The 20,675-nt window shown below is 65.6% G+C and carries 17 protein-coding genes; 7 read left to right on the top strand and 10 right to left on the bottom strand.

The features are described 5' to 3' along the window. Positions 1 to 4 precede the first annotated feature (4 nt). The 7 genes from nhaD to ACQR1D_RS27890 all read right to left on the bottom strand — a co-directional run bounded on the left by nhaD (position 5) and on the right by ACQR1D_RS27890 (position 7,563). Positions 5 to 1,288, bottom strand: a complete 1,284-nt coding sequence (gene nhaD / locus ACQR1D_RS27920) for a sodium:proton antiporter NhaD (RefSeq protein ID WP_316183359.1) — start codon at positions 1,286 to 1,288, stop codon at positions 5 to 7. Positions 1,289 to 1,403: 115 nt separating this feature from the next. Further along, positions 1,404 to 2,930, bottom strand: coding sequence for a cryptochrome/photolyase family protein (locus ACQR1D_RS27915; RefSeq protein ID WP_316238764.1), 1,527 nt, complete (start codon positions 2,928 to 2,930; stop codon positions 1,404 to 1,406). Positions 2,931 to 2,960: 30 nt separating this feature from the next. Further along, entirely contained in the window at positions 2,961 to 3,554 is a 594-nt protein-coding gene (locus tag ACQR1D_RS27910; RefSeq protein WP_315801270.1) for an RNA polymerase sigma factor, read from the bottom strand. A gap of 162 nt (positions 3,555 to 3,716) precedes the next feature. Then, positions 3,717 to 4,367, bottom strand: a complete 651-nt coding sequence (locus tag ACQR1D_RS27905) for a ChrR family anti-sigma-E factor (RefSeq protein WP_315749232.1) — start codon at positions 4,365 to 4,367, stop codon at positions 3,717 to 3,719. Further along, positions 4,364 to 4,909: a sigma-70 family RNA polymerase sigma factor gene (locus ACQR1D_RS27900; protein WP_315772520.1), complete on the bottom strand. Its 546-nt coding sequence runs from the start codon at positions 4,907 to 4,909 to the stop codon at positions 4,364 to 4,366. The genes ACQR1D_RS27905 and ACQR1D_RS27900 overlap by 4 nt, the downstream gene beginning before the upstream one ends. A gap of 205 nt (positions 4,910 to 5,114) precedes the next feature. Beyond that, complete coding sequence (folE, locus tag ACQR1D_RS27895; protein WP_315714899.1) at positions 5,115 to 5,735, bottom strand: GTP cyclohydrolase I FolE; 621 nt, start codon at positions 5,733 to 5,735, stop codon at positions 5,115 to 5,117. A 91-nt stretch (positions 5,736 to 5,826) separates the two neighbouring features. After that, the gene (locus ACQR1D_RS27890; protein ID WP_316183363.1) at positions 5,827 to 7,563 is read right to left on the bottom strand and encodes a methyl-accepting chemotaxis protein; all 1,737 of its coding nucleotides are present in this window, start codon (positions 7,561 to 7,563) and stop codon (positions 5,827 to 5,829) included. Between the two features lie 583 nt (positions 7,564 to 8,146). Here ACQR1D_RS27890 and ACQR1D_RS27885 point away from each other — a divergent pair. Together ACQR1D_RS27885 and ACQR1D_RS27880 are read left to right on the top strand one after the other, a co-directional pair. After that, positions 8,147 to 9,733: a B12-binding domain-containing radical SAM protein gene (locus ACQR1D_RS27885; protein WP_316183364.1), complete on the top strand. Its 1,587-nt coding sequence runs from the start codon at positions 8,147 to 8,149 to the stop codon at positions 9,731 to 9,733. 381 nt (positions 9,734 to 10,114) lie between these two features. Next, positions 10,115 to 12,472: an efflux RND transporter permease subunit gene (locus ACQR1D_RS27880; protein WP_316183365.1), complete on the top strand. Its 2,358-nt coding sequence runs from the start codon at positions 10,115 to 10,117 to the stop codon at positions 12,470 to 12,472. A gap of 319 nt (positions 12,473 to 12,791) precedes the next feature. Here the strand turns inward: ACQR1D_RS27880 and ACQR1D_RS27875 are convergent, their stop codons facing one another. Beyond that, positions 12,792 to 13,286, bottom strand: coding sequence for a hypothetical protein (locus ACQR1D_RS27875; protein WP_316183366.1), 495 nt, complete (start codon positions 13,284 to 13,286; stop codon positions 12,792 to 12,794). Between the two features lie 477 nt (positions 13,287 to 13,763). On the opposite strand from ACQR1D_RS27875, the gene ACQR1D_RS27870 reads away from it, so the two are divergent. The 5 genes from ACQR1D_RS27870 (at position 13,764) to ACQR1D_RS27850 (ending at position 18,300) form a co-directional block, all read left to right on the top strand. Beyond that, entirely contained in the window at positions 13,764 to 14,000 is a 237-nt protein-coding gene (locus ACQR1D_RS27870; RefSeq protein WP_315801265.1) for a hypothetical protein, read from the top strand. A gap of 225 nt (positions 14,001 to 14,225) precedes the next feature. Then, positions 14,226 to 15,104 (top strand): squalene synthase HpnC, encoded by an 879-nt coding sequence (gene hpnC / locus ACQR1D_RS27865; protein WP_315801264.1) that lies wholly within the window; start codon positions 14,226 to 14,228, stop codon positions 15,102 to 15,104. Next, positions 15,101 to 15,940, top strand: a complete 840-nt coding sequence (gene hpnD, locus ACQR1D_RS27860; protein WP_315801263.1) for a presqualene diphosphate synthase HpnD — start codon at positions 15,101 to 15,103, stop codon at positions 15,938 to 15,940. The genes hpnC and hpnD overlap by 4 nt, the downstream gene beginning before the upstream one ends. Continuing rightward, positions 15,940 to 17,190 carry a hydroxysqualene dehydroxylase HpnE gene (gene hpnE, locus ACQR1D_RS27855; RefSeq protein WP_316183367.1) on the top strand — a complete coding sequence of 417 codons (1,251 nt, stop codon included), beginning with the start codon at positions 15,940 to 15,942 and terminating at the stop codon, positions 17,188 to 17,190. Before hpnD ends, hpnE begins: the two co-directional genes overlap by 1 nt. Before the next feature lie 345 nt (positions 17,191 to 17,535). After that, positions 17,536 to 18,300, top strand: coding sequence for a phosphorylase (locus ACQR1D_RS27850; protein ID WP_410051994.1), 765 nt, complete (start codon positions 17,536 to 17,538; stop codon positions 18,298 to 18,300). Between the two features lie 218 nt (positions 18,301 to 18,518). Here the strand turns inward: ACQR1D_RS27850 and hpnH are convergent, their stop codons facing one another. Together hpnH and ispH are read right to left on the bottom strand one after the other, a co-directional pair. Then, positions 18,519 to 19,667, bottom strand: coding sequence for an adenosyl-hopene transferase HpnH (gene hpnH, locus ACQR1D_RS27845; RefSeq protein ID WP_316183626.1), 1,149 nt, complete (start codon positions 19,665 to 19,667; stop codon positions 18,519 to 18,521). A gap of 34 nt (positions 19,668 to 19,701) precedes the next feature. Then, complete coding sequence (gene ispH, locus ACQR1D_RS27840) at positions 19,702 to 20,628, bottom strand: 4-hydroxy-3-methylbut-2-enyl diphosphate reductase (protein ID WP_315801259.1); 927 nt, start codon at positions 20,626 to 20,628, stop codon at positions 19,702 to 19,704. Positions 20,629 to 20,675 lie beyond the last annotated feature (47 nt).

The following is a 20,675-nucleotide window of genomic DNA, read 5'->3' as shown; positions in this document are numbered from 1 at the left end:
CCGCTCAGTGCAGCAGGTTGTACTGGACGATGTAGGCCGCGGCACCGGCAAAATAGCCGAGCAGCGCGAGCAGGCTGATGCGGCGGACGTACCAGAAGAAGTGGATGTTCTCGAGCCCCATCGCGGCGACGCCGGCCGCCGAGCCGATGATCAGGATCGAGCCCCCGGTGCCGGCGCAGTAGGCGACGAACTCCCATAGGAAACTGTCCGGCGGAAACTGGCTCAGGCTGTACATGCCCATCGATGCCGCGACCAGCGGCACGTTGTCGATCACGGCGCTGGCGAGCCCCAGCACGATCACGATCAGGTCGAGCCGGCCGACGCTGCGGTCGAGCCATTGCGCCAGCGCCTCCAGGATGTGGGTGTGCTCGAGCGCGGCCACCGCCAGCAGGATGCCGATGAAGAACACGATCGAGGGCATGTCGATCCGAGTCAGCGCATGCACCAGGGTCAGGCGCTGCTTCTGCTCGAAGGCCTTCTCGCGATGGACGATCTCGCCGACCATCCACAACAGGCCGAGGCCGAACAGGATGCCCATGAACGGCGGCAGGTGCGTCGCCGCCTTGAACACCGGCACGGCGACCAGGATGCCGAGGCCCATGAAGAACATCAAATTGCGCTCGAACGGCAGGATCGGGCTGATCGAGGCGAGGCCGGCGCTCGCCGGCGGCACGAGCTGCTTGCCGCGCAGGGTGAAGCTGATGACGGCAAGCGGGACCAGCAGGTTCAGGAGCGAGGGGATGAAGACCGACTTCATGATCGCGAGCGGCGTGATCTGACCGCCGATCCACAGCATGGTGGTGGTGACGTCGCCGATCGCCGACCAGGCGCCGCCGGCATTGGCGGCGATGACGATGATCGATGCGAAGACCAGGCGGTCCTCGTCGCGGCCGGACAGCTTCTTCATCAGCGACACCATCACGATCGCGGTGGTGAGGTTGTCGAGCATGGCGCTGAGGAAGAAGGTGACGAAGCCGACCAGCCAGACCAGCGTGACCTGGTTGCGGGTGCCGATCAGCGAGGTCACGACCTCGAAGCCGTTATGGGCGTCGATCACCTCGACGATGGTCATCGCGCCGATCAGGAAGAAGATGATCTGGGCGGTCGAGGCCACGGACTCGTTGAGCTCGGTCGCGACCGCCGGAGCCGTGCCGCCCATGACAGCATAGACGGTCCACATCAGGCCGGCGCCGACCAGGGCGGTGGCCGCCTTGTTGATCCGGAACGGGTGCTCCAGCGCCACCACGGCATAGGCGAGCGTGAAGACGGCGACGATGGCAGCGGTCATGAGTGAGGCATTCCGGGCTTGATCGGCGGAGGGGCGGGATGGAACTGCCCAAGATATGACCGATCGGCGTCCGGCCAGCAAGCCGTGAGCGCTGTTCAGACCGGCGAACGCCGGATTACACCAGGGCCGACACGATCGCGTCGGCGTGGTTGCGGATGGCGCGGATCTCCGCCGCGCTGCGGCGCTCGAGATTGACGTACTGGTTGCGCATGCGACCATTATTGGCGAAGCGGCGGCGGTGCTTGGCGAGGAAGCTCCAATACAGCGTCGTGAACGGGCAGGCGCTGTCGCCGGTCGCCTGCTTCGGATCGTAGCGGCAATTGCGGCAATGGTCGCTCATGCGGTCGATGTAGTGGCCCGAGGCCGCATAGGGCTTGGTGCCGACCACGCCGCCATCGCCGTGCTGGCTCATGCCGAGTGTGTTGGGCAGCGACACCCAGTCGATGGCGTCGTGGAACATCGACATGTGCCAGAGGTGCACGTCGTAGGGCCGGACGCCGAGCAGCATCGCGAACAGGCCGAGCACCATCAGCCGCTCGATGTGATGCGCATAGGCATGGTCAATGGTGTGGCCGATCGCCTGCGCCAGGCAGCGCATCTCGGTCTCGCCGGTCCAGTAGAAGCGCGGCATCGGCAGGCTGGCGTCGAGCGCGTTCTCATCGGCGTAGTGAGGCATGCGCTGCCAATAGATGCCGCGCACGAATTCCCGCCAGCCGATGATCTGGCGGACGAAGCCTTCGAGAGCGTTCAGCGGCGCGTTGCGGCTTTCGAGCGCGGCCGTGACCACCTCGCGCGGGTTCAGCATGTGCAGGTTTAGCGCGCCCGACAGCCGCGAGTGATACAGGAACGGCTCGTCGCTCAGCATCGCGTCCTGATAGGTGCCGAACAGCGACAGCCGCCAGGCGACGAAGTCCGACAGCTCCGTCAGCGCGTCGACGCGCGACACCGGCAGGTCGAAGCGGCCGAGCTTGCCCGGACTGTTGGAGAAGCGCGCCGCGACCAGCTTGAGCACGTCGCGCGTGATCGCGTCGGGCGCATAGGATCGGGGCACGGGAATAGGCGGGCGGCTCCTGCCGAACCCCTTGCGGTTGTCGGCGTCGAAATTCCAGCTGCCGCCGACCGGGCGGCCGCTGTCGTCGATCAGGATGCCGGTCTTGCGCCGCATCGCGCGGTAGAACGTTTCCATGATCGGGCGGGGATGGCGCTCGGTGAAGGCGTCGAACTCGTCCGCCGTGCACAGGAAGTGGCGGTCGGCGCGGATGTCGATCCGCTGCGGCAGCTTGCGCAAGCCCTCGCGCACGCGAAAGTCGCCGGGCTCCAGCACGATCGTCGCCGCCGGCTGCAGCGCGGCCTGATGCCGCGCGATCTCGCTGTCGAGCGTGCCGGTGTTGGCGGGATCATCGAGCCGGACATAGTGGACGGTACGGCCGCGGCCCTCGAGATCGGCGCGGAAGTGGCGCATCGCCGCGAAGAAATAGGCGATGCGCATCTTGTGCTGCGGCACGTAGCTCGCCTCGTCGGCGACCTCCATCTGCAGCACGGCATCCTGCTCCGGGTCGAAGCCGTCGAAGGCCGCCGAGTCCGCATCGAGCTGGTCGCCCAGCACGACGACGAGATGTCTGACGGGACGTGTCCTGATCATGATACGTTGGTCATCGCGCCATGCCGACGATCAGGCCGCCACGGTAACCGCGTGGGCCTGGCCGAGACAATCCTTGCGCACCGTGAGCAGGCTGCGATGCAGCCAGGTCTTGATGGTGCCGACCGGCACGCCGAACCGTTCCGACAGCCGCGTCCGGCTTTCGCCCTCGAGATAGGCGAGCGCCAGCAGCCGTCGGCGCTCCTCCGGCAGCCGCTCGAGCGCCTCGCGGGCGATCGGTTCCGCCAGCGCGTAGTCGAACTCGTCGTCGGCGGCGCTGTCAGCGGGATCAGGGATCGCGAGCGCCTCATCGAGCTCCGAGGTCGGCACGCCGGTGGCGCGCAGCGCATCGATCGCGGTGTTGCGCATGATGGTGCACATCCAGGTGATGGGCGAGGCGCGCGCCGGGTCGAAGCTCGCGGCATGCCGCCAGATCTTCAGGTAGCCATCTTGCAGGATGTCGTCGAGGTCGGCCGAGGAGGGCAGCAAGGCGCGCACGGTCTTCCGCATCTTCAAGATCGTTGCAGCATGCAGCTCGGCAAAGGCTTGCTCGTCGTTGCGTCCGGCACGGGCCAGCAAGCCGCCGAGATGCGCGACGTACCCCTTATCCGCGCTTGCTGATCGCATCTGTCTCCTCCATGCGCTTCCTGAGCGGAAACGGGTCAGAGTCCGATGCGGATCACCCGAATGCTTGCGGTCATGGTTGCGAGGAGCGAAACGACGAAGCGATCCAGGCCCTCCGCGTCGCTCCGGATTGCTTCGCGGCGCTCGCAATGACGGCGGAGCAATTCAGAGCCGGACGAATGGGCTGATCAGCCGGCCGAGCAGGCCGTGCATGCGCAGGTCGCCGGTCATGGCGACGAGGCAGAGGCAGGGGCCCTCGTCACCGACCACCGGACGATGGTCGACCTCGTCGTCGCCATAGTCGAAGTCGCCGGGTCCGTAATAGCCGCCGAGATGGCTGAAGCTGCCCTTCAGCACGCAGGTCAGCTCGTTGCCGGAATGCGTATGCTCCAGCATCCGCGCCCCAGGCTCCGAGCGCAGCAGGAAGGCGCGCGATTTGCCGGTGCCCGGCAGCAGGATCGGGCGCATGCTGATGCCGGGCGCCACACGCCGGCGCTTGCCGATCTTGCAGCGCTTGACCATCTCGGGGAGGTCGGCGAGCTCGGGATCGTGCTCGGCGACCTCGCTCACCTGTGGCGCCGCCTGCGGGCGTCGATCGATGCGTGCCATCACGGCATCGAACGCATCCGCGCCCGTCGCGATCGGCTCGGCCGCATCCAGCGAGGCGCCGGCGAGCTGCTCGATGGCGCGGACGAAGCGCTGGCATCGGCCGCAATCGGCGACATGGACACCGACGACCAGCCGCTCGGCCTCGTCGAGCGCACCAGTGGCGAAGTCGGCCAGCAGGTCTTCCGGCGGGTGGTGGCTGATCGTCATGTCGCGTCGTCCAACAGGTCTCTCAGGCGATTCATCGCCAATCTGATTCGTGACTTTACCGTACCCAGCGGCAGGCCGAGCACCGCCGCGATTTCCGAATGCGGTCGTTCTTCAACGAACGACAGGCGGATCACGGTGGATTGCTCCACCGACAATCTTTCGATCGCGGCCGCCACCCGTGTGGCATCTTCGACACGCGAGACGATCTGGTCGGCTGCGGGCGTCGGATCGGCTTCCTCGTCCCGCCCCACTTCTCTGCTCAGCCGGCTGTCGCGGGCAGCCTTGCGCGCGGCGTCGATCCGCTGGTTGCGCGCGATCGTGAAGATCCAGGCGGCCGCGCCGGCCGTCGACGGATCGAATTGCCCCGCCTTCGTCCACACCGCCACCATGGTGGATTGGGCGATTTCCTCAGCGTCGTCGGCGTTGCAGCCGGTCTTGATGAGGAAACCTTTGATGCGGGGCGCAAAATGCGCAAACAGGGCCTTGAATGCCTCGCGATCGCCGCGCGCGGCGACGCGTCCGATCAATTCAGCCCAGTCCACAGTCGCCTTCGGCCCTCTGCTCACATTCACCCTGGTACGGGCACTGAAGGCCCGTGCAAATCGATGCCGGGACGATGCCACGTTCCATTGCGCTAATCCAGTCGCTCTCAGTCGCGTGGTCATGGTCCCCGGCACGCTGCTTGACCCTGGATAACGTGGACCATGGACGGCTGGATCACAGTGGGCGGAGGATTTTCCGGCCCCTTCAATCCTTCAGGTCGGAATTGACCATCGCCAGGAACTCCTGGCGGCTCATCGGGTCGGTGCGGAAGCAGCCGAGCATGCGGCTGGTGGTGAGATCGACGCCGTGCTTCTTGACGCCGCGCGAGCTGATGCAGTGATGGGCTGCCTTGATCACGACCGCCACGCCCTGCGGCTGCAGCACCTCGTCGATGATGTTGGCGATCTCGGCGGTCATGCGCTCCTGGATCTGCAGCCGGCTGGCATAGGCCTCGACGACCCGGGCGAGCTTGGAAATCCCGACCACGCGGTTGCGCGGCACGTAGCCGACCCAGGCGCGGCCGATGATGGGCGCCATGTGGTGCTCGCAATGGCTCTGGAACGGGATGTTCCGCAACAGCACCATCTCATCGTAGCCGGCCGTCTCCTCGAACGTCTTGCGCAGATACTCCTCGGGGTTCTGCTCATAGCCGGAAAAATAGCTCTTGTAGGCCCGCGCCACGCGGGCCGGGGTCTCGGAGAGACCCTCGCGTGACGGATCCTCGCCGATCCAGGTCAGGATGGTGCGGATGGCGTCCTCGACGTCATCCTGGGTGACCGCGACCGGGTCGCAGGCGAACGGAAGTTTCTTGGCTGTCTGGCGCACGACGGCTCTCCAAAAACCAAGAAACGGTTCCGGTGTCGGAACGGATCACGTCTTGCGGGGGGCGATTTCCGCAACCGAGGGCTCGCCCCGGTCAGCTCGCCTTGCGCAGCCGCATCTCCGCGGACGGACCCGAGCGCAGGTTCTGAAAGAACTTCTCGACCTCGTTGGCGAGCGTCTGCGCGGTCGCGTTGAGGTCGCCGGACGCCGACAGGACGGAGGCGGCGGCCGTCGAGGTCTCACTGATGGCGTCGCGGAGCGAGCCGATGTTCATGACCAGCGTCTGGTTGCCCTGGGCGGTCGACTGCGCGTTGGTCGAGATCTCCCGCGTCGCCTGGTCCTGCTGCTGGATGGCATTGGAGATGTTCGAGGTGATCTCGTTGATGCCGCGGACCGCCTGGCCGATCTCGCGGACCGCGTCGACCGCGGTCTTGGTCGAGGCCTGGATCAGGCCGACGTTCTGGCTGATCTCCTCGGTCGCCTTGGCCGTCTGCCCGGCCAGCGCCTTGACCTCGTGAGCGACGACGGCAAAGCCGCGGCCGGCCTCGCCGGCGCGGGCGGCCTCGATGGTCGCATTCAGAGCGAGGAGGTTGGTCTGCTCGGCGATGGTCTGGATCAGGGTCAATACGCCGTCGATGCGCTGGGTGGCGGCGGCAAGGCCCTCGATCTCCGTGACCGACTTCTCGGTGCGTTGGCCGGTCTGCTCGACGGCGCCGGCCGACTGCCGGATCTGCCGGCCGATCTCCTCGACGGACGTCGACAACTCCTCGGCGGCGCTCGCGACGGCGGAAACGTTGGTCGAGGCCTGCGACGTCGCGCCGGCTGCGGTGACCGCGCGCTCGTTGGCGTCCGCCGTCAGCCGTGTGATCGCCTCGGCGGTGGCGCGCATCGCGGCGGCGTTCTCGGTGACGGTCCGCATCACGCTGCCGATTGCGGTGCGAAATTCCTCGACCGCGGTTTCGATGTGGCGGGCCCGGGCTTCGCGGATTTCGGAGTCCTGCGAGACCTGGACATTGAGGTCGCGGTTGTGGGCCATCGCCTGCTGGAACACGCCGATGGCGCGGGCCAGCTCGCCGACCTCGTCGGCGCGCCCGGCATACGGCACTTCGACGTTCTCGGCGCCGGTGGCGACCTGGCGGATCGTCTCGGTGATCTGAGACAGCGGCCGAGCGATCGAGCGAGCGATGATCACCACGCCGGCTGCGACCAGAACCAACATCAAGCCGCCAAGGCCTGTCAGCATGAGCGAGAGCTTGTTGTTCAGCGCCGCTTTCTCGGCGATCTTTCCTCCGCGCTCGACATAGACTTTGGACAGCGCTTCGAGGTCCGTGTTGAGCGCCTTGCGCACGGAGCGATTGGCGTCGTTGTCGCCCCACTCGCGTCCCGCAGCCGGGCTGATTTCATTGGCGCGGCGGACCAGTTCGGCGCGGAATTCGACGAATTGCTCGATCCGCTTCTTGAAAGTTGCGAATTGCTGGGCGTCGTCGGCCTGTACGATCGCCTGCCACTTGTCGACGACCTTCAGAATCTCGGCGTTGAATTTGAGCAAGCCGTTGCCGTATTGCTTCACGACGGCCGGATCTGTCGACATGTAGACGCCACGCGACTCCATCACGACGGCATAGACGAGGCCGTTGACCAGCTGAACGTTGTGAGCGGCGAGATTGGCCGTCTCGATGGCTTTGATGAGCTCCGTGGCCCGCCGCGAGTTGTAGTCGGACAGCCAGGTGATTGCGGCGGTCAATAGCGCAAACAACGCGAAGATTGCATAGAGCTTGACTGCGATGGATCGGCGCGTGGCCGTCTTCGTTGACGTCGGGCGTGAGGTCATGAGGTGAGACACCGCGAGTTTTTGCTGCGACGGAGGAGGCGCTTGATTGTTAATAGTTATGCAAAACCTTCATGGAGAAAGCGTTAAGTGGACACCGTCAGTATTATACAACCACAGCGTACTTTGCTTGGCGTTTCAATCGATTAGTTGGTGCTCCGCAGCAGGGGCGGGCGCCGGGGCGTCCGGTCGACTACGGAGGGCATGCGCCCTTTCGAGGCCCCTCGTTCCCTTGCAAATGCATTGCAAACCAGTGACCGCGCGCACGCGCGCTCAGCAATTGGTCGCCGATCGGAGACAGGCGGGAGCGGTCGTCGCGCTCGACCGATCGATGATCCATCTGATTGGAACCTTGGATCGCCCGTCGCATTCCGCCATCCGTATTGCGATACATTGGATCAGGTCGCCTCATCAGGTCGCGTCTGATCATGCCTGGCAGCGTGAGCATCGGGCACGCGGCGGGGACGTCGCGCCTTGCGACAGGAGCGGAAAACTCGATCGCACCTCAACTTTTCCGGAAGGGGTGGCGAAGCCTTGTCTTCGGCCGTAAGGTAACCAGTTAGCGGGTTGTCGCGAGGGGCAGTCGATGAGATTCGAGGGCATCGAAACGGTACGTCGCATTCTCTGTGTGTTTCCGCGCTACACCTCGTCGTTCGGAACCTTCGAGCATGCCTATCCGCTCACCGACGGCATCCAGGCCTTCATGCCGCCGCAGGGGCTGCTGCTGATCGCGGCCTATCTTCCAAGCTCCTGGCAGGTGCGCTTCATCGACGAGAACATCCGCCCGGCGCGGGACGAGGATTTCTCCTGGGCCGAAGCGGTGTTCGTCAGCGGCATGCACATCCAGCGTCAGCAGATGAACGACATCTGCCAGCGGGCGCACGCGTTCGACCTGCCGGTCGCGCTCGGCGGCCCTTCGGTCAGCGCCTGCCCGGACTACTATCCGAGCTTCGACTATCTGCATGTCGGCGAGCTTGGCGATGCGACCGACGAGCTGATCGCGCGGCTGGCGCGGGATCCGTCACGGCCTGCGCAGCAGGTCGTGCTGCGGACCAGCGAGCGGGTGGCGATGACCGATTTCCCGGTGCCGGCCTATGAGCTCGCCGAGGTGAAGAAGTACTTTCTCGGCAGTATCCAGTATTCCAGCGGCTGTCCCTATCAATGCGAGTTCTGCGACATCCCCGGCCTCTATGGGCGCAACCCGCGCATCAAGTCGCCGCAGCAGATCATCGCCGAGCTCGACAAGCTCAGGGAATGCGGCGTCACCGGCTCGGTCTATTTCGTCGACGACAATTTCATCGGCAACCGCAAAGCCGCGACGGAGCTGCTGCCGCATCTGATCGAATGGCAGAAGCGCACCGGCTATGTGATGCGGCTCGCCTGCGAGGCCACGCTCAACATCGCCAAGCGGCCCGAGATCCTGGAGAAGATGCGCGAGGCCTATTTCATCACCATCTTCTGCGGCATCGAGACGCCCGATCCGGATGCGCTGACGGCCATGCAGAAGGATCACAACATGATGGTGCCGATCCTGGAGGGGATCAGGACCATCAACAGCTACGGCATGGAGGTCGTCTCCGGTATCATCATGGGGCTGGACACCGACACGCCGCAGACCGCGGACGCGCTGCTGCAGTTCGTCGAGGAGAGCCGGATCCCGCTGCTCACGATCAATCTGCTGCAGGCGCTCCCGAAGACGCCCCTGTGGGATCGCCTCGAGCGCGAGGGCAGGCTGGTCCACGACGACGGTCGCGACTCCAACGTGAAATTCCTGATGCCCTATGACGAGGTGGTCACGGCGTGGCGGCGCTGCATGGAGGTGGCCTATGAGCCGGAGCGGCTGTTCGCGCGCTACAAGCACCAATGCGACACCACCTACGCCAACCGCATCGAGGTGCCGGTCAGCGACGAGATGAAGAGCTGGCCGAACGTCAGGCGCGGCCTGGTCATGATGGGCAAGATCTTCTGGAAGGTGGGCGTGCTCGGCGACTACAAGCGGCCGTTCTGGCGCTTTGCCTGGAGCCAGCTCAAGCGCGGCGAGATCGAGAATTTCATCGCCGTGACGCTGATCGCGCATCACCTCATCATGTTTGCGCGCGCCGCCTCGCGCGGGCATCAGAACGCGTCGAACTACTCGATCCGGCTGCGCGAGGCCGCCCTTCCTGCGGGGTGATGGCCTCGCCGGGGGAGGGCAGCGGGGCGCTCGCCGGCGCCGCGGCCTGCTCCGGCAAGGACGGCTCAGTCGGATACCGGTCCTTGAGTCGTTCAGGTTTCGAGCCCCGCGTCCGTCGGGGCCGTCCACCTCTTTTCAAGCACGGCAGAATCGTGGCGTGATCGGAAGCCGTCGCGGCTCGCCGTCTTGTGTGGCCGCGCATGGTTGCGGCCGGGGAGTGAACCCTGCTAGACCGCCTCGACGAATTTTCACGTGTTTTCAAGGATTAGCTTCGGCTGCGGGGCCACAATGCGGTCATCTCTGCTTCGCTGAGCGGCCTTATTTCTGCCCTATGCGCTCAGGCCTTCCGAATTGGGCCGCGCCCCAACCACTGGACACCGCATGCTGGAAGTCAGGCACGACAACGAAGTCCATGTCGAGAAGGTCGAGCACCGGCCGGCCGACAGCATCGCCTTTGGCATCGAGCGGCTCGGCCTCCTCGCGGTCAAGGCGCCGATCTTCTCCTGCGTCGTCCTGCTCGTTCTCATCGTGGCGGCGGTGTTCGGCATCAAGCGCATCCAGATCGACGATTCGCTCAGCCAGCTGTTTCGCTCCGACAGCAAGGAATTCCACCAGTACGAGGAGGTGACGAAGAAGTTCCCGGCCGAGGAATTCGACGTCCTCGTCGTGGTCGAGGGCAAGACCCTGCTGGCCCGCCAAAACCTCGAGAAGCTTCGTGACTTCGTGACCGACCTGCAACTGGTCGAGGGCACCCGGGGCCTGGTGTCGCTGTTCTCGGCCCGTCAGGCGCCGGCGCCCGGCAAGCTGCCGGCCGCGCTGTTTCCGTCGGATCTGCCGGAGGGCGAGGCCTACGACAAGTTCATCGAAACGGTGAAGTCCAACGAGATCATCCGTGGCAAGCTGTTGTCGGAGGACGGCACGCTGGCCCTGATCGTGCTGTCGCTCGAGCCCAAGGTGGTCGCCTCGAACGATCTCGGGAAGGTGGTGGGCGACATCCGGAAGCTGATGGCGGAGGACCTCGGCGACACCGGCCTGAATGTCCAGCTTTCCGGCGTGCCGGTCATGCAGCTCGAGATCCGCAACGCGGTGGAGCGTGACGGGCTAACCTACAACATTCTCGGCATTCTCGCCGGCTGCGTCATCGCCATCATCTTCTTCCGCAAGGTCTCGTTCATGATCGCGGCGGCGTTTCCGCCGCTGATCGCGATCATGCTCGCGCTCGGCGCGCTCGGGTGGGCCAATTTCAATCTCAACATGTTCCTGAACGTGATGACGCCGCTCATCATGGTCATCAGCTTCTCCGATTCGATGCAGCTCACCTTCGCCGCTCGCGACCGCCTGATCGCGGGGCAGGACAAGGTGACGGCGTTCAAGAACGCCGTGCTGGTCGTCGGCCCGGCTTGCGTCCTGACCCACGCCACCGCCGGCATTTCCTTCATCGCCCTGCAGTTCTCCGACAGCGACCTGATCCGCAAGTTCGGCGAGGCGGGGCTCGCCGCCACCATCATCGCGCTGGTCGCGGTGCTGTCGCTGGTGCCGGTGTTCGGCGTGCTGCTGGTGCGGAACGAGAAGACGTTCGCGGTCAAATTCCAGGGCGCCGACGCCGGCGTCCAGGCGCTGCGCAATTTCTGCTACTGGATCGCGGTGCGCATGGTCGGCCGTCCCGGCCTGTTCAGCCTGATCGCGGTGCTGTTCGTCGGCTCGCTCGCGGTGGTGTATTCGACCCTTGAGCCGCGCTATCGCCTCGCCGACCAGGTGCCGGACAAGCAGCAGGCGGTTGCGGCGAGCAACCGGCTCGATGCCAAGCTGACCGGCGCCAATCCGGTCAACGTGCTCATCCAGTTTCCGAAGGGCGCCTCGCTCTATGCCCCGGAGACCCTGCAGACCATCGCCGACGTCCATGCCACGGTCGAGAAGACCGCGGGTGTCGGCAACGTCTGGTCGGTCGAGACGCTCCGGCGCTGGCTGGCCGAGAAGGCCGGCTCGTCGGATACCGCGACCCTGCAGGAATACGTCAATCTGATCCCCGAGCATCTGGTGCGCCGCTTCATCGACAAGGAGCAGGATGCGGTGGTGGTCGCCGGCCGTGTGCCGGATGTCGACTCCAGCCAGCTGCTGCCGGTGGTCGACAAGCTCGACCACGAGCTCGATGCGGTGAGAAAGAAGCATCCCGGCTATGAAATCGCCGTTACCGGTCTCGCCGCCATCGCCGCGCGCAACTCGGCCGGCATGATCGAAAAGCTCAACCATGGGCTGACGATCGAGTTCGCGCTGGTGGCGATGTTCATCGGGCTGGCCTTCCGGTCCTGGGTCGTCATGCTCGCCTGCATCCTGCCCGGCATCTTCCCTGTCGTGATGTCGGGGACCGTGCTGTGGGCAATGGGGGAGGGGCTGCAATTCGCCAGCGTGGTGGCGCTCACGGTCTCCTTCGGCCTCGGCCTGTCGGCCACCATCCACTTCCTGAACCGGCTGCGGATGGAGAGCGCGCCCGGCGTCAGTGCCGCAGTCGCCGTGGAGCGGGCCACCGTGCTGGTCGGACCGGCGCTGATCCTCACCACCGTGGTGCTGGCCTGCGGCCTGGTCGTCACCGTGTTCTCGGATCTGCCGTCGCTGCGGCTGTTCGGTTGGCTCAGCGCGTTCTCGATGGTGGCGGCGCTGTTCGCCGATCTCTTCATCCTCCGCCCGACCGCGATGTTCCTGATCAACCTGTCGCAGAAGCTCAAGCGCAAGCCGCTCTAGCCCAGGCTGTTGCGTAAACCAGGGCCGTTATACCCGCGAAAGCGGGTGATCCAGTACGCCGTGGCCTATCGGTTCAACTACGACAGCCTCTGGAACACTGGGCGCCCGGTCCTGTCTGCGCCTTCGGCTTCGACGCGGCTAAACACCTCGGGGGCGTGCCGAAGCGTGAGCGAAGGCGGCAAGCCGGGCGACGACGACGGTGGGTCTCATTCGTATCCGACGGCTGCGGAAGCACCGCAAAACAAAACGGCCCTGACATTGTCAGGGCCGTTTGCGCATTCGACTGCCCGTGAGCGCGCGACGCGCTCCGGTCCAAAGATCAGGTCTTCGACATCGTGATGTTGACGCCGCGAATCTCGCCCTTGGAGGAGATCTGCACGACCTGCTTGTTGCCGCTGGTCCGCAGGGTGATGCTGGCGGCGAAGCCGGCGGCCTGCACGAACACGTCGATCTGGCCGTTGCCGGCGGTGCCCTGCAGCTCGCCGTTCACGTTGCGGCTGGATTCGCTCCAGTTGCCGGAGATGCGGTCGCCCTGGCTGGTGACGTCACTGGACAGGAGGAACTTGTAGCTGTCGCTGGCGCATTGCAGGCTCTGCTTCAGATTGGCGCCGGCCACCTTGTAGCTGGCCTTGCAGCGGATGCGCTCGGTGGTGCCGTCCGACAGCGCGACCGTGCCGTTGCCCGACCACGAGCCGTCGAAGCCGGCGAACGGGCCCGACTGAGCGTGAACTGCGGTCGCCGCCACGAACAGTGCCGCTCCGAGACCGGCGGCCTTGACGACGTGCCCAGAGAAAGGTGAGCCGAACAGTTTCATATCGAGTTTCCCATCCAAAATGACACCGCTGTGTCGGCGTATGCCGCCGCTTCGAACACTTGGTGTTCTCGCCGAAGGTTAGGTTCAAATGACGGCCGGTCGGGCGCTGCGACCGGATGCCATGATGCCCGCCGATACCGTGCGACCGGTCGGCGCCGAATGGTCGTCCTCGCAAGACGGCTGCACGCAAGCCGCCTCGACGGCGCCCGCATCTAACGGTCCGCGCGGCATGCTTGCAACAGCCAAATGCGAAAAACGTGTTCCGAGAATAACGCCCTAGTATCAACGCCTTGTTTGTGCCAAAGCTGTGATCTCCGAGCTTGATCCGCTCGGGATCATAGGGCGCAAATTTGGCCGCATTTGGCAGCGTACCTCCGGCGCTGGGGGGCTTGCGGTCCTTGCCAAACCAAACAGGTGTTTCCCGGGCAGCATCGGCGATCCGGGAGGTCTCCTCTGCTGTCAAAATGAAGGAACACGATGCGTAAGATTTTCCTGGCACTTTCCCTGCTGTCGTCGGTGTCCGTTTCCACCGGTGCGTTCGCGCAAGGCCGCGGCGGCACGCCCGAAGAGCAGGCGGCCTGCACGCGTGACGTTCAGAAGTTCTGCCGTGCGGTCATCGATCAGGGTGACTTCACGATTCTGGCGTGCCTCAAGGAGAACCGCCCCAAGATCAGCTCGGCCTGCGATCAGGTGCTGAAGACCCACAACCAGTAAGCGGTTGCCGTTCGGAACGGTTGTTTCCGAACTCTCTTGGTTAACGACCGCCGGCCCGCCCCCTCGGGGCAGGACGGCGGTTCGCTTCTATGGGCTGCCCGACATCGATTGCATTGGTTTTGGCGGGATCTTCGCCTATATGGGGGGCGAGCAATCCGTTCGCATGAGCGAAGCGGCGGGCATTGTTTTCGGTAGCGCCCCTTCAACCTGATAGCTGTTTCGTCCATGACCACCGCGAGCGATTTGCGATCCGGCAAGACACACCGGGACGAGAACTTTCCGGTGGCGTCGTGGATCATCCGTCCTGAGCATCGGGCGCTGATCCTCGCCTTCTACAATTTCGTGCGCACCGCCGACGACATCGCCGACCATCCGAGCCTGCCGGGCGACGAGAAGCTGCGGCTGCTCGACCTGCTCGAGGCTGAGCTGACGGGAACGGGCGAGACCCAGGACGTCGCCGTCAGCCTGCGCCGGGCGCTCGCCGGGCGCGGCATGTCGCCCCGGCACGCGCTCGATCTGCTGGTTGCCTTCCGGATGGACGTGACCAAGCTGCGCTACGAGAACTGGGACGAGGTCATCCACTACTGCCGCTATTCGGCGATGCCGGTCGGCCGCTTCATGCTCGATGTGCACGGCGAGTCCACCGCGACCTGGCCGGCCTCGGACGCGATCTGCGCCGGCCTTCAGATCAACAACCACCTGCAGGACTGCGGCAAGGACTACAAGGCGCTCAACCGCGTCTATCTGCCGCGTGACGCGCTGGCCGAAGCCGGCGCCACGGTCGAGATGCTCGGCGCAGCCAAATCGTCGCCGCAGCTCTTGAGCTGCCTGCAGAAGCTCGCCGTCCGCAATGCGGCGCTGCTCGAGGAGGGCAGGGACCTCAACAGCGGCGTCAAGGATTTCCGCTTCGGACTGGAGATCGCCGTGATCCAGGCCTTCGCCGACCGCATCGTGGCGTTGCTGAAGGTGCGCGATCCGCTGAGCGAGCGCGTGCACCTGTCGCCCATCGGCATGCTCGGTCTCACCTTCACCTCGGTGATGGGCGAGATCGGCCGCCGCGTGGCCGGGCGTCATCCCCAGACCAAATCGGCAGCCGGCGCATGACCCTCGAGGCGACCGCGGATAACGTCGATCACGGCACGGCGGCCTCCGGCAGCTCGTTCTATGCCGCCATGCGCATCCTGCCGCGCGCCCAGCGCGATGCGATGTTCCAGGTCTACAGCTTCTGCCGCGAGGTCGACGACATCGCCGATTCCGACGGCCCGCGGCCCGAGCGGCTGGCAGCGCTGCAGAAATGGCGCGACGACATCGACGCGCTGTACCAGGGCAACCCGCCGCCGCGGCTGCGCGACTATGTCGCGTCGGTGAAGACCTTCGGACTGAAGCGCGAGGACTTCCTCGCCATCATCGACGGCATGGAGATGGACGTGCCGGCGGAGATCCGCGCGCCCGATCTCGCCACGCTCGACCTTTATTGCGACCGCGTGGCGAGCGCGGTCGGCCGCCTCTCGGTGCGCATCTTCGGCATGCCCGAGGAGGACGGCATCCTGCTCGCGCACCATCTCGGCCGCGCGCTGCAGCTCACCAACATCCTGCGCGACATCGACGAGGATGCCGGCATCGGCCGGCTCTACCTGCCGCGCGAGGCGCTGCTGTTCGCCGGCATCACCAGCGACGATCCGGTCAAGGTGATGCAGGAGCGGGCGCTGCCCAAGGTCTGCAACTCGGTAGCGGTCAGGGCCAAGACGCATTTCGAGAAGGCCGACGAGATCATGCGGCGAAATCGTCGGCGCGCCGTGCGGGCGCCGCGGATCATGTCGAAATATTATCGCGCCGTGTTCGACCTCCTGCTCGAACGCGGCTTCGCGCTGCCGCGCGAGCCCGTCCGCGTGAGCAAGCTCACGAAGATCGGCATCATCCTCCGTTACGCAATCATCTGATGCAGAAGACAGCTCACATCATCGGCGCCGGCGTGTCCGGCCTTTCCGCCGGCGTGCGGCTCGCCAACGCGGGCTACATCGTGCACGTCCACGAGGCCACGCAGCAGCTCGGCGGCCGCTGCCGGTCCTATTACGACGCCGCGACCGACCTGGTGATCGACAACGGCAACCATCTGCTGCTGTCGGCCAATCATCACGTGCTGTCCTATGCCCGTGCGATCGGCTCGGAAGCGGGGCTGGTCGGGCCGGAGAAGGCGCAGTTCGCATTCGTCGACATCCGGAGCGGCCAGCGCTGGCTGCTCGATCTCGGCAACGGCCGGCTGCCGCTGTGGGTGTTCGACGAGGGCCGCCGCGTGCCGGATACCAAGCTCGGCGACTATCTCGCATTGTCGCCGCTGATTTGGGCCGGCACGTCCAAGACCATCGGCAGCACGATTCCCTGCAAGGGCGCGCTGTACGACCGGCTGGTGCAGCCGCTGCTGCTCGCGGCGCTGAACTGCGATCCGCCGGAGGGCTCGGCGGGGCTCGCCGGCGCCATCGTCCGCGAGACGCTGTTGGCCGGCGGTCAGGCCTGCCGGCCGCTGATCGCGCGCGACGGGTTGTCGGGCGTGCTGATCGATCCGGCCGTGAAATTCCTGGAAGGCAAGGGCGGCAGCGTCCGGATCGGCCGCGAGCTGCGCGGCCTCGACAATGCAGGCGGTCGCGTCACCGGGCTCAGGTTCGGCGGTGATGAAACCGTCGCGCTCGGTCCCTCCGACGTCGTGGTGCTCGCCGTGCCGCCGCGGCCGGCGATGGCGCTGCTGCCGGGACTCACGGGGCCGACGAAATATCGTGCCATCGTCAATGCCCATTTCCGCATCACGCCGCCGCGCGATGCACCAGCTCTGCTCGGAGTGGTCGGCGGCCTGGTCGAGTGGCTGTTCGCCTTCCCGCAGCGGCTCTCGGTCACCATCAGCAATGGCGATCGCCTGGTCGACATGCCGCGCGAGGAACTCGCCGCCGCGATCTGGGCCGACGTCTGCAAGGCCGCCGGGATCTCGGGCGAGCTGCCGCCGTGGCAGATCGTGCGCGAGCGTCGCGCCACCTTCGAGGCGACGCCGGAGCAGAACGCGCTCCGGCCCGGAGTGAAGACGGCGTTCGGCAATCTCGCTCTGGCGGGGGACTGGACCGATACCGGCCTGCCAGCAACCATCGAAGGCTCGGTGCGCTCCGGCGACCGCGCCGCGAATCTCCTGCTCGGGCACGGCTGACGGGCGCAGGGCTGCCGAATCCGGCCGCGCCGTCACGCCGCCCCCCGCCCCGAGTCTCACATTTTCGTGGCGTAGTTCTTGCTTAAAGTTCAACGCCTGGAGGCGCTGACGCGATCTGTTCCAGGGCGGAACAGGGGTCGGCGGGGCCAAATGGCAACACCCGGCAAAAAACGCATCGGGTGCGGGTGCAGTGCGGCGCAAACGGGGTTTCCTCGTGGAAATTTTCTGCGTAATCCTCGGTTTGTTAAGGTCTTTCCGCTCTGGCGCCGCCGCGGCTGAGGCTTTGGAACAAGAGACGGAGACGTCGGATCACGCGACGTCCGAGAAGGTGTCAGGGGTCGGATTGTGAAGTTGGGGATGGGGGACGACACGTCCGCGGATCGCCCGATTGATCCGCGGCCGGTCTTGGTCGTGACGGGCTTGGTGCAGGAGGCCCGGATTGCTGCCGGGCCCGGCATGATGGTGATCTGCAGCTCGAGCGACCCCAGACAGTTGCGCTCGCTGCTCACCGTGTTCGATCCGACCTCGATCCGCGGCGTCGTCAGCTTCGGCGTGGCCGGTGGCCTCGATCCGAGCCTCAAGGCCGGCGACATCGTCGTCGCCACCGAGGTGACCGCCGGCGATGCCCGCTGGCTGTCGGGCCTGTCGCTGCGCGAGGAGCACATCGCCCGCGCCGCCCTGAAGAAGCGCCGCGTCGTGCGCGGCGTGCTCGCCGGCGCCGAAGAGGTGGTGGTGGCGCAGGCCCGCAAGGCGGCGCTGCGCATGAAGACCGGCGCGGCCGCGGTCGACATGGAGAGCCACATCGCTGCCGCCTATGCCGCCGAGTACGGGCTGCCGTTCGCGGCGCTGCGGGTGATCTCCGATCCCGCCCATCGCACCCTCCCGTCGCTCGCCAAGGACGCCATCAAGCCGAATGGCGACATCGACCTGCCGATGATCCTGCGCGGCGTCGCCCGCAATCCGGCCGTGCTGCGTGGTCTGGTGTCGACGGGCATCGAGTTCAATCGCGCCCTGCGCTCGCTGCGCGGCGCCCGCGACCTGCTGCTGAGCGGCCTGCTGGCGGCCGAGCATTTCCTCGAGACCGAGACGCTGGCCGCCGCCGAAGCGTAAGGCGCCGGCTGGCGAATGATCGTCGGCTTTATCGGCTAAGGCTCCGATAATCCCGCTTGCTCCGTCGCTGCGCTCGCAATGACGTGTGGAAAGAGCTTCGCTCAGAGGCGCAATCCCTGCACCGAAACGGAGCGGCGCCTACGAGCCCATAGCACCTCAACGAAAAACGGCCGCCGGTTGCCCGGCGGCCGTTTCGTTGTGGACTGATCTCAGCGGCCTCAGGCCGCGGTCGAGGCCTTCTGCTGGGCTTCGACGGCCTCGTCCTTGCGGATCTCGGAGAGGCGCTTCTGCACCTCCGACGAGAACACGTATTGCGCCGGGCGCTGCTTGGAGAGGTCGATCTCCGGCGCCATCGGGCCTTCGGTCTTGATGCCGCGCAGCGACACGAACATCGCCTTGATCGGGTTGGTCAGCGCCGCATTGGCGGCGGTCGCCTCATAGCCGCAATGCGCCATGCAGTCGGCGCACTTCTCGTACTTGCCGGTGCCGTAGGAATCCCAGTCGGTGGTCTCCATCAGCTCCTTGAAGGTCTTGGTGTAGCCTTCGCCGAGCAGATAGCAGGGCTTCTGCCAGCCGAAAATGTTGCGCGCAGGCATGCCCCAGGGCGTGCACTCGAATTCCTGGTTGCCGGCGAGGAAGTCGAGGAACAGGCCGGAATGCATGAAATTCCACTTCTTGCCCTTGCCGAGCTTGAAGACGTCGCGGAACAGCTGCTTGGTCTTGGTGCGGTTGAGGAAGTGCTCCTGGTCCGGCGCGCGCTCATAGGCATAGCCGGGCGACATGGTGACGCCGACACCGAGCTCGGTGGTGAAGTCCAGGAACTTGGCGATCTCCTCGGCCGGGTGGCCGTCGAACACGGTGGCGTTGACGTTGACGGTGAAGCCGCGCTCCTTGGCGGCCTTGATCGCGGAGACGGCGCGGTCGAACACGCCCTTCTGCGACACCGCCTTGTCGTGATGCTCGCGCAGGCCGTCGAGATGCACCGAGAAGAACAGGTAGGGCGACGGCTCGAACAGGTCGAGCTTCTTCTCCAGGAGCAGCGCGTTGGTGCAGAGCGAGACGAACTTCTTGCGCGCGACGAGGCCGCGCACGATCTCGCCGATCTCCTTGTGGATCAGCGGCTCGCCGCCGGGGATCGCGACCATCGGCGCGCCGCATTCGTCGGCGGCGTCCCAGCACTCCTGCGCGCTCATGCGGCGGTTGAGGATCGCGTCGGGATAGTCGATCTTGCCACAGCCCGCGCAGGCCAGGTTGCAGCGGAACAGCGGCTCCAGCATCAGCACGAGCGGATAGCGTTTCCGGCCGAGAAGCTTCTGCTTCATCAGATAGGCCCCGATACGCAGTTCCTTATGGAAGGGGATTGCCATTACGTCTCTTCTTTCTGGACCAAACGAGGACCGATCAGCCCGCGACCAGCTCGGCCGGCAGGCGGAATTCGATGTTTTCTTCCCGCCCCGGGACCACCGCGACCTCGACCGGTCCGATGCGCCGCAGGGCTTCGATGACGTCGTCGACAAGCACTTCGGGAGCCGAGGCGCCGGCAGTGATGCCGACGGCCTTGGCCCCCTTCAGCCAAACCGGATCAAGCTCGCTGCCATCAGCGATCAGATAGCTTGCGACCCCGGCCTCGGTGCCGATCTCGCGCAGTCTGTTCGAGTTGGAGCTGTTGGCGGCGCCCACCACCAGGATGACGTCCACCAGCTTGCTCAAATCCCTTACCGCAGATTGGCGGTTCTGTGTCGCATAGCAGATATCCCGGATATCGGGACCTTGAAGGTCTGTAAAGCGGGCTTGAAGGGCTAAAATGATGTCCCGGGTGTCGTCCACGCTGAGCGTGGTCTGGGTAATATAGGCCAAGGGGGTGTCGAGCGGCAGAGGCAGGGCGGCCACATCGGCCACGTTCTGCACGAGGTAGACCGGGCCGGGAACCTGGCCCATGGTTCCCTCCACCTCCGGATGGCCGGCATGACCGATCAGTACCAGGGTACGTCCCTTGGACATGTAGCGCTTGCCCTGGTTGTGAACCTTCGTCACCAGCGGGCAGGTGGCATTGAGCACCGGCAGCCCGCGGGCGGCCGCTTCCTCCTCGACCGTCCGGGCGACGCCGTGGGCGCTGAACACGGTGACGGCGCGCGGGGGGACCTCGGAGAGGTCCTCGACGAAGATGGCGCCCTTGGCTTTCAGGCTCTCGACCACATGCTTGTTGTGGACGATCTCATGACGCACGTAGACCGGCGGGCCATACTTCTCCAGCGCGCGCTCCACGATCTCGATCGCACGCACGACTCCAGCACAAAAACCGCGCGGCTGCGCGAGATACACCTGCATGGGACGTCCAGCCACGTTGCCTCACTTTCGACCCGGCACCTCCGTGC

It is taken from the genome of Bradyrhizobium sp. HKCCYLRH2047 (assembly GCF_051168175.1).
GTDB lineage: Bacteria > Pseudomonadota > Alphaproteobacteria > Rhizobiales > Xanthobacteraceae > Bradyrhizobium.
The sequence above is the reverse complement of the archived record's forward strand: the minus strand, read 5'-3'. Positions and strand labels throughout refer to the sequence as shown.

Bases quoted from the DNA above. Each gene is read 5' to 3' on its own strand.
- nhaD (WP_316183359.1), bottom strand. From the start codon at position 1,288: ATGACCGCTGCCATCGTCGCCGTCTTCACGCTCGCCTATGCCGTGGTG.
- ACQR1D_RS27915 (WP_316238764.1), bottom strand. From the start codon at position 2,930: ATGATCAGGACACGTCCCGTCAGACATCTCGTCGTCGTGCTGGGCGAC.
- ACQR1D_RS27910 (WP_315801270.1), bottom strand. From the start codon at position 3,554: ATGCGATCAGCAAGCGCGGATAAGGGGTACGTCGCGCATCTCGGCGGC.
- ACQR1D_RS27905 (WP_315749232.1), bottom strand. From the start codon at position 4,367: ATGACGATCAGCCACCACCCGCCGGAAGACCTGCTGGCCGACTTCGCC.
- ACQR1D_RS27890 (WP_316183363.1), bottom strand. From the start codon at position 7,563: ATGACCTCACGCCCGACGTCAACGAAGACGGCCACGCGCCGATCCATC.
- ACQR1D_RS27885 (WP_316183364.1), top strand. From the start codon at position 8,147: ATGAGATTCGAGGGCATCGAAACGGTACGTCGCATTCTCTGTGTGTTT.
- ACQR1D_RS27880 (WP_316183365.1), top strand. From the start codon at position 10,115: ATGCTGGAAGTCAGGCACGACAACGAAGTCCATGTCGAGAAGGTCGAG.
- ACQR1D_RS27875 (WP_316183366.1), bottom strand. From the start codon at position 13,286: ATGAAACTGTTCGGCTCACCTTTCTCTGGGCACGTCGTCAAGGCCGCC.
- ACQR1D_RS27870 (WP_315801265.1), top strand. From the start codon at position 13,764: ATGCGTAAGATTTTCCTGGCACTTTCCCTGCTGTCGTCGGTGTCCGTT.
- hpnC (WP_315801264.1), top strand. From the start codon at position 14,226: ATGACCACCGCGAGCGATTTGCGATCCGGCAAGACACACCGGGACGAG.
- hpnD (WP_315801263.1), top strand. From the start codon at position 15,101: ATGACCCTCGAGGCGACCGCGGATAACGTCGATCACGGCACGGCGGCC.
- hpnE (WP_316183367.1), top strand. From the start codon at position 15,940: ATGCAGAAGACAGCTCACATCATCGGCGCCGGCGTGTCCGGCCTTTCC.
- hpnH (WP_316183626.1), bottom strand. From the start codon at position 19,667: ATGGCAATCCCCTTCCATAAGGAACTGCGTATCGGGGCCTATCTGATG.
- ispH (WP_315801259.1), bottom strand. From the start codon at position 20,628: ATGCAGGTGTATCTCGCGCAGCCGCGCGGTTTTTGTGCTGGAGTCGTG.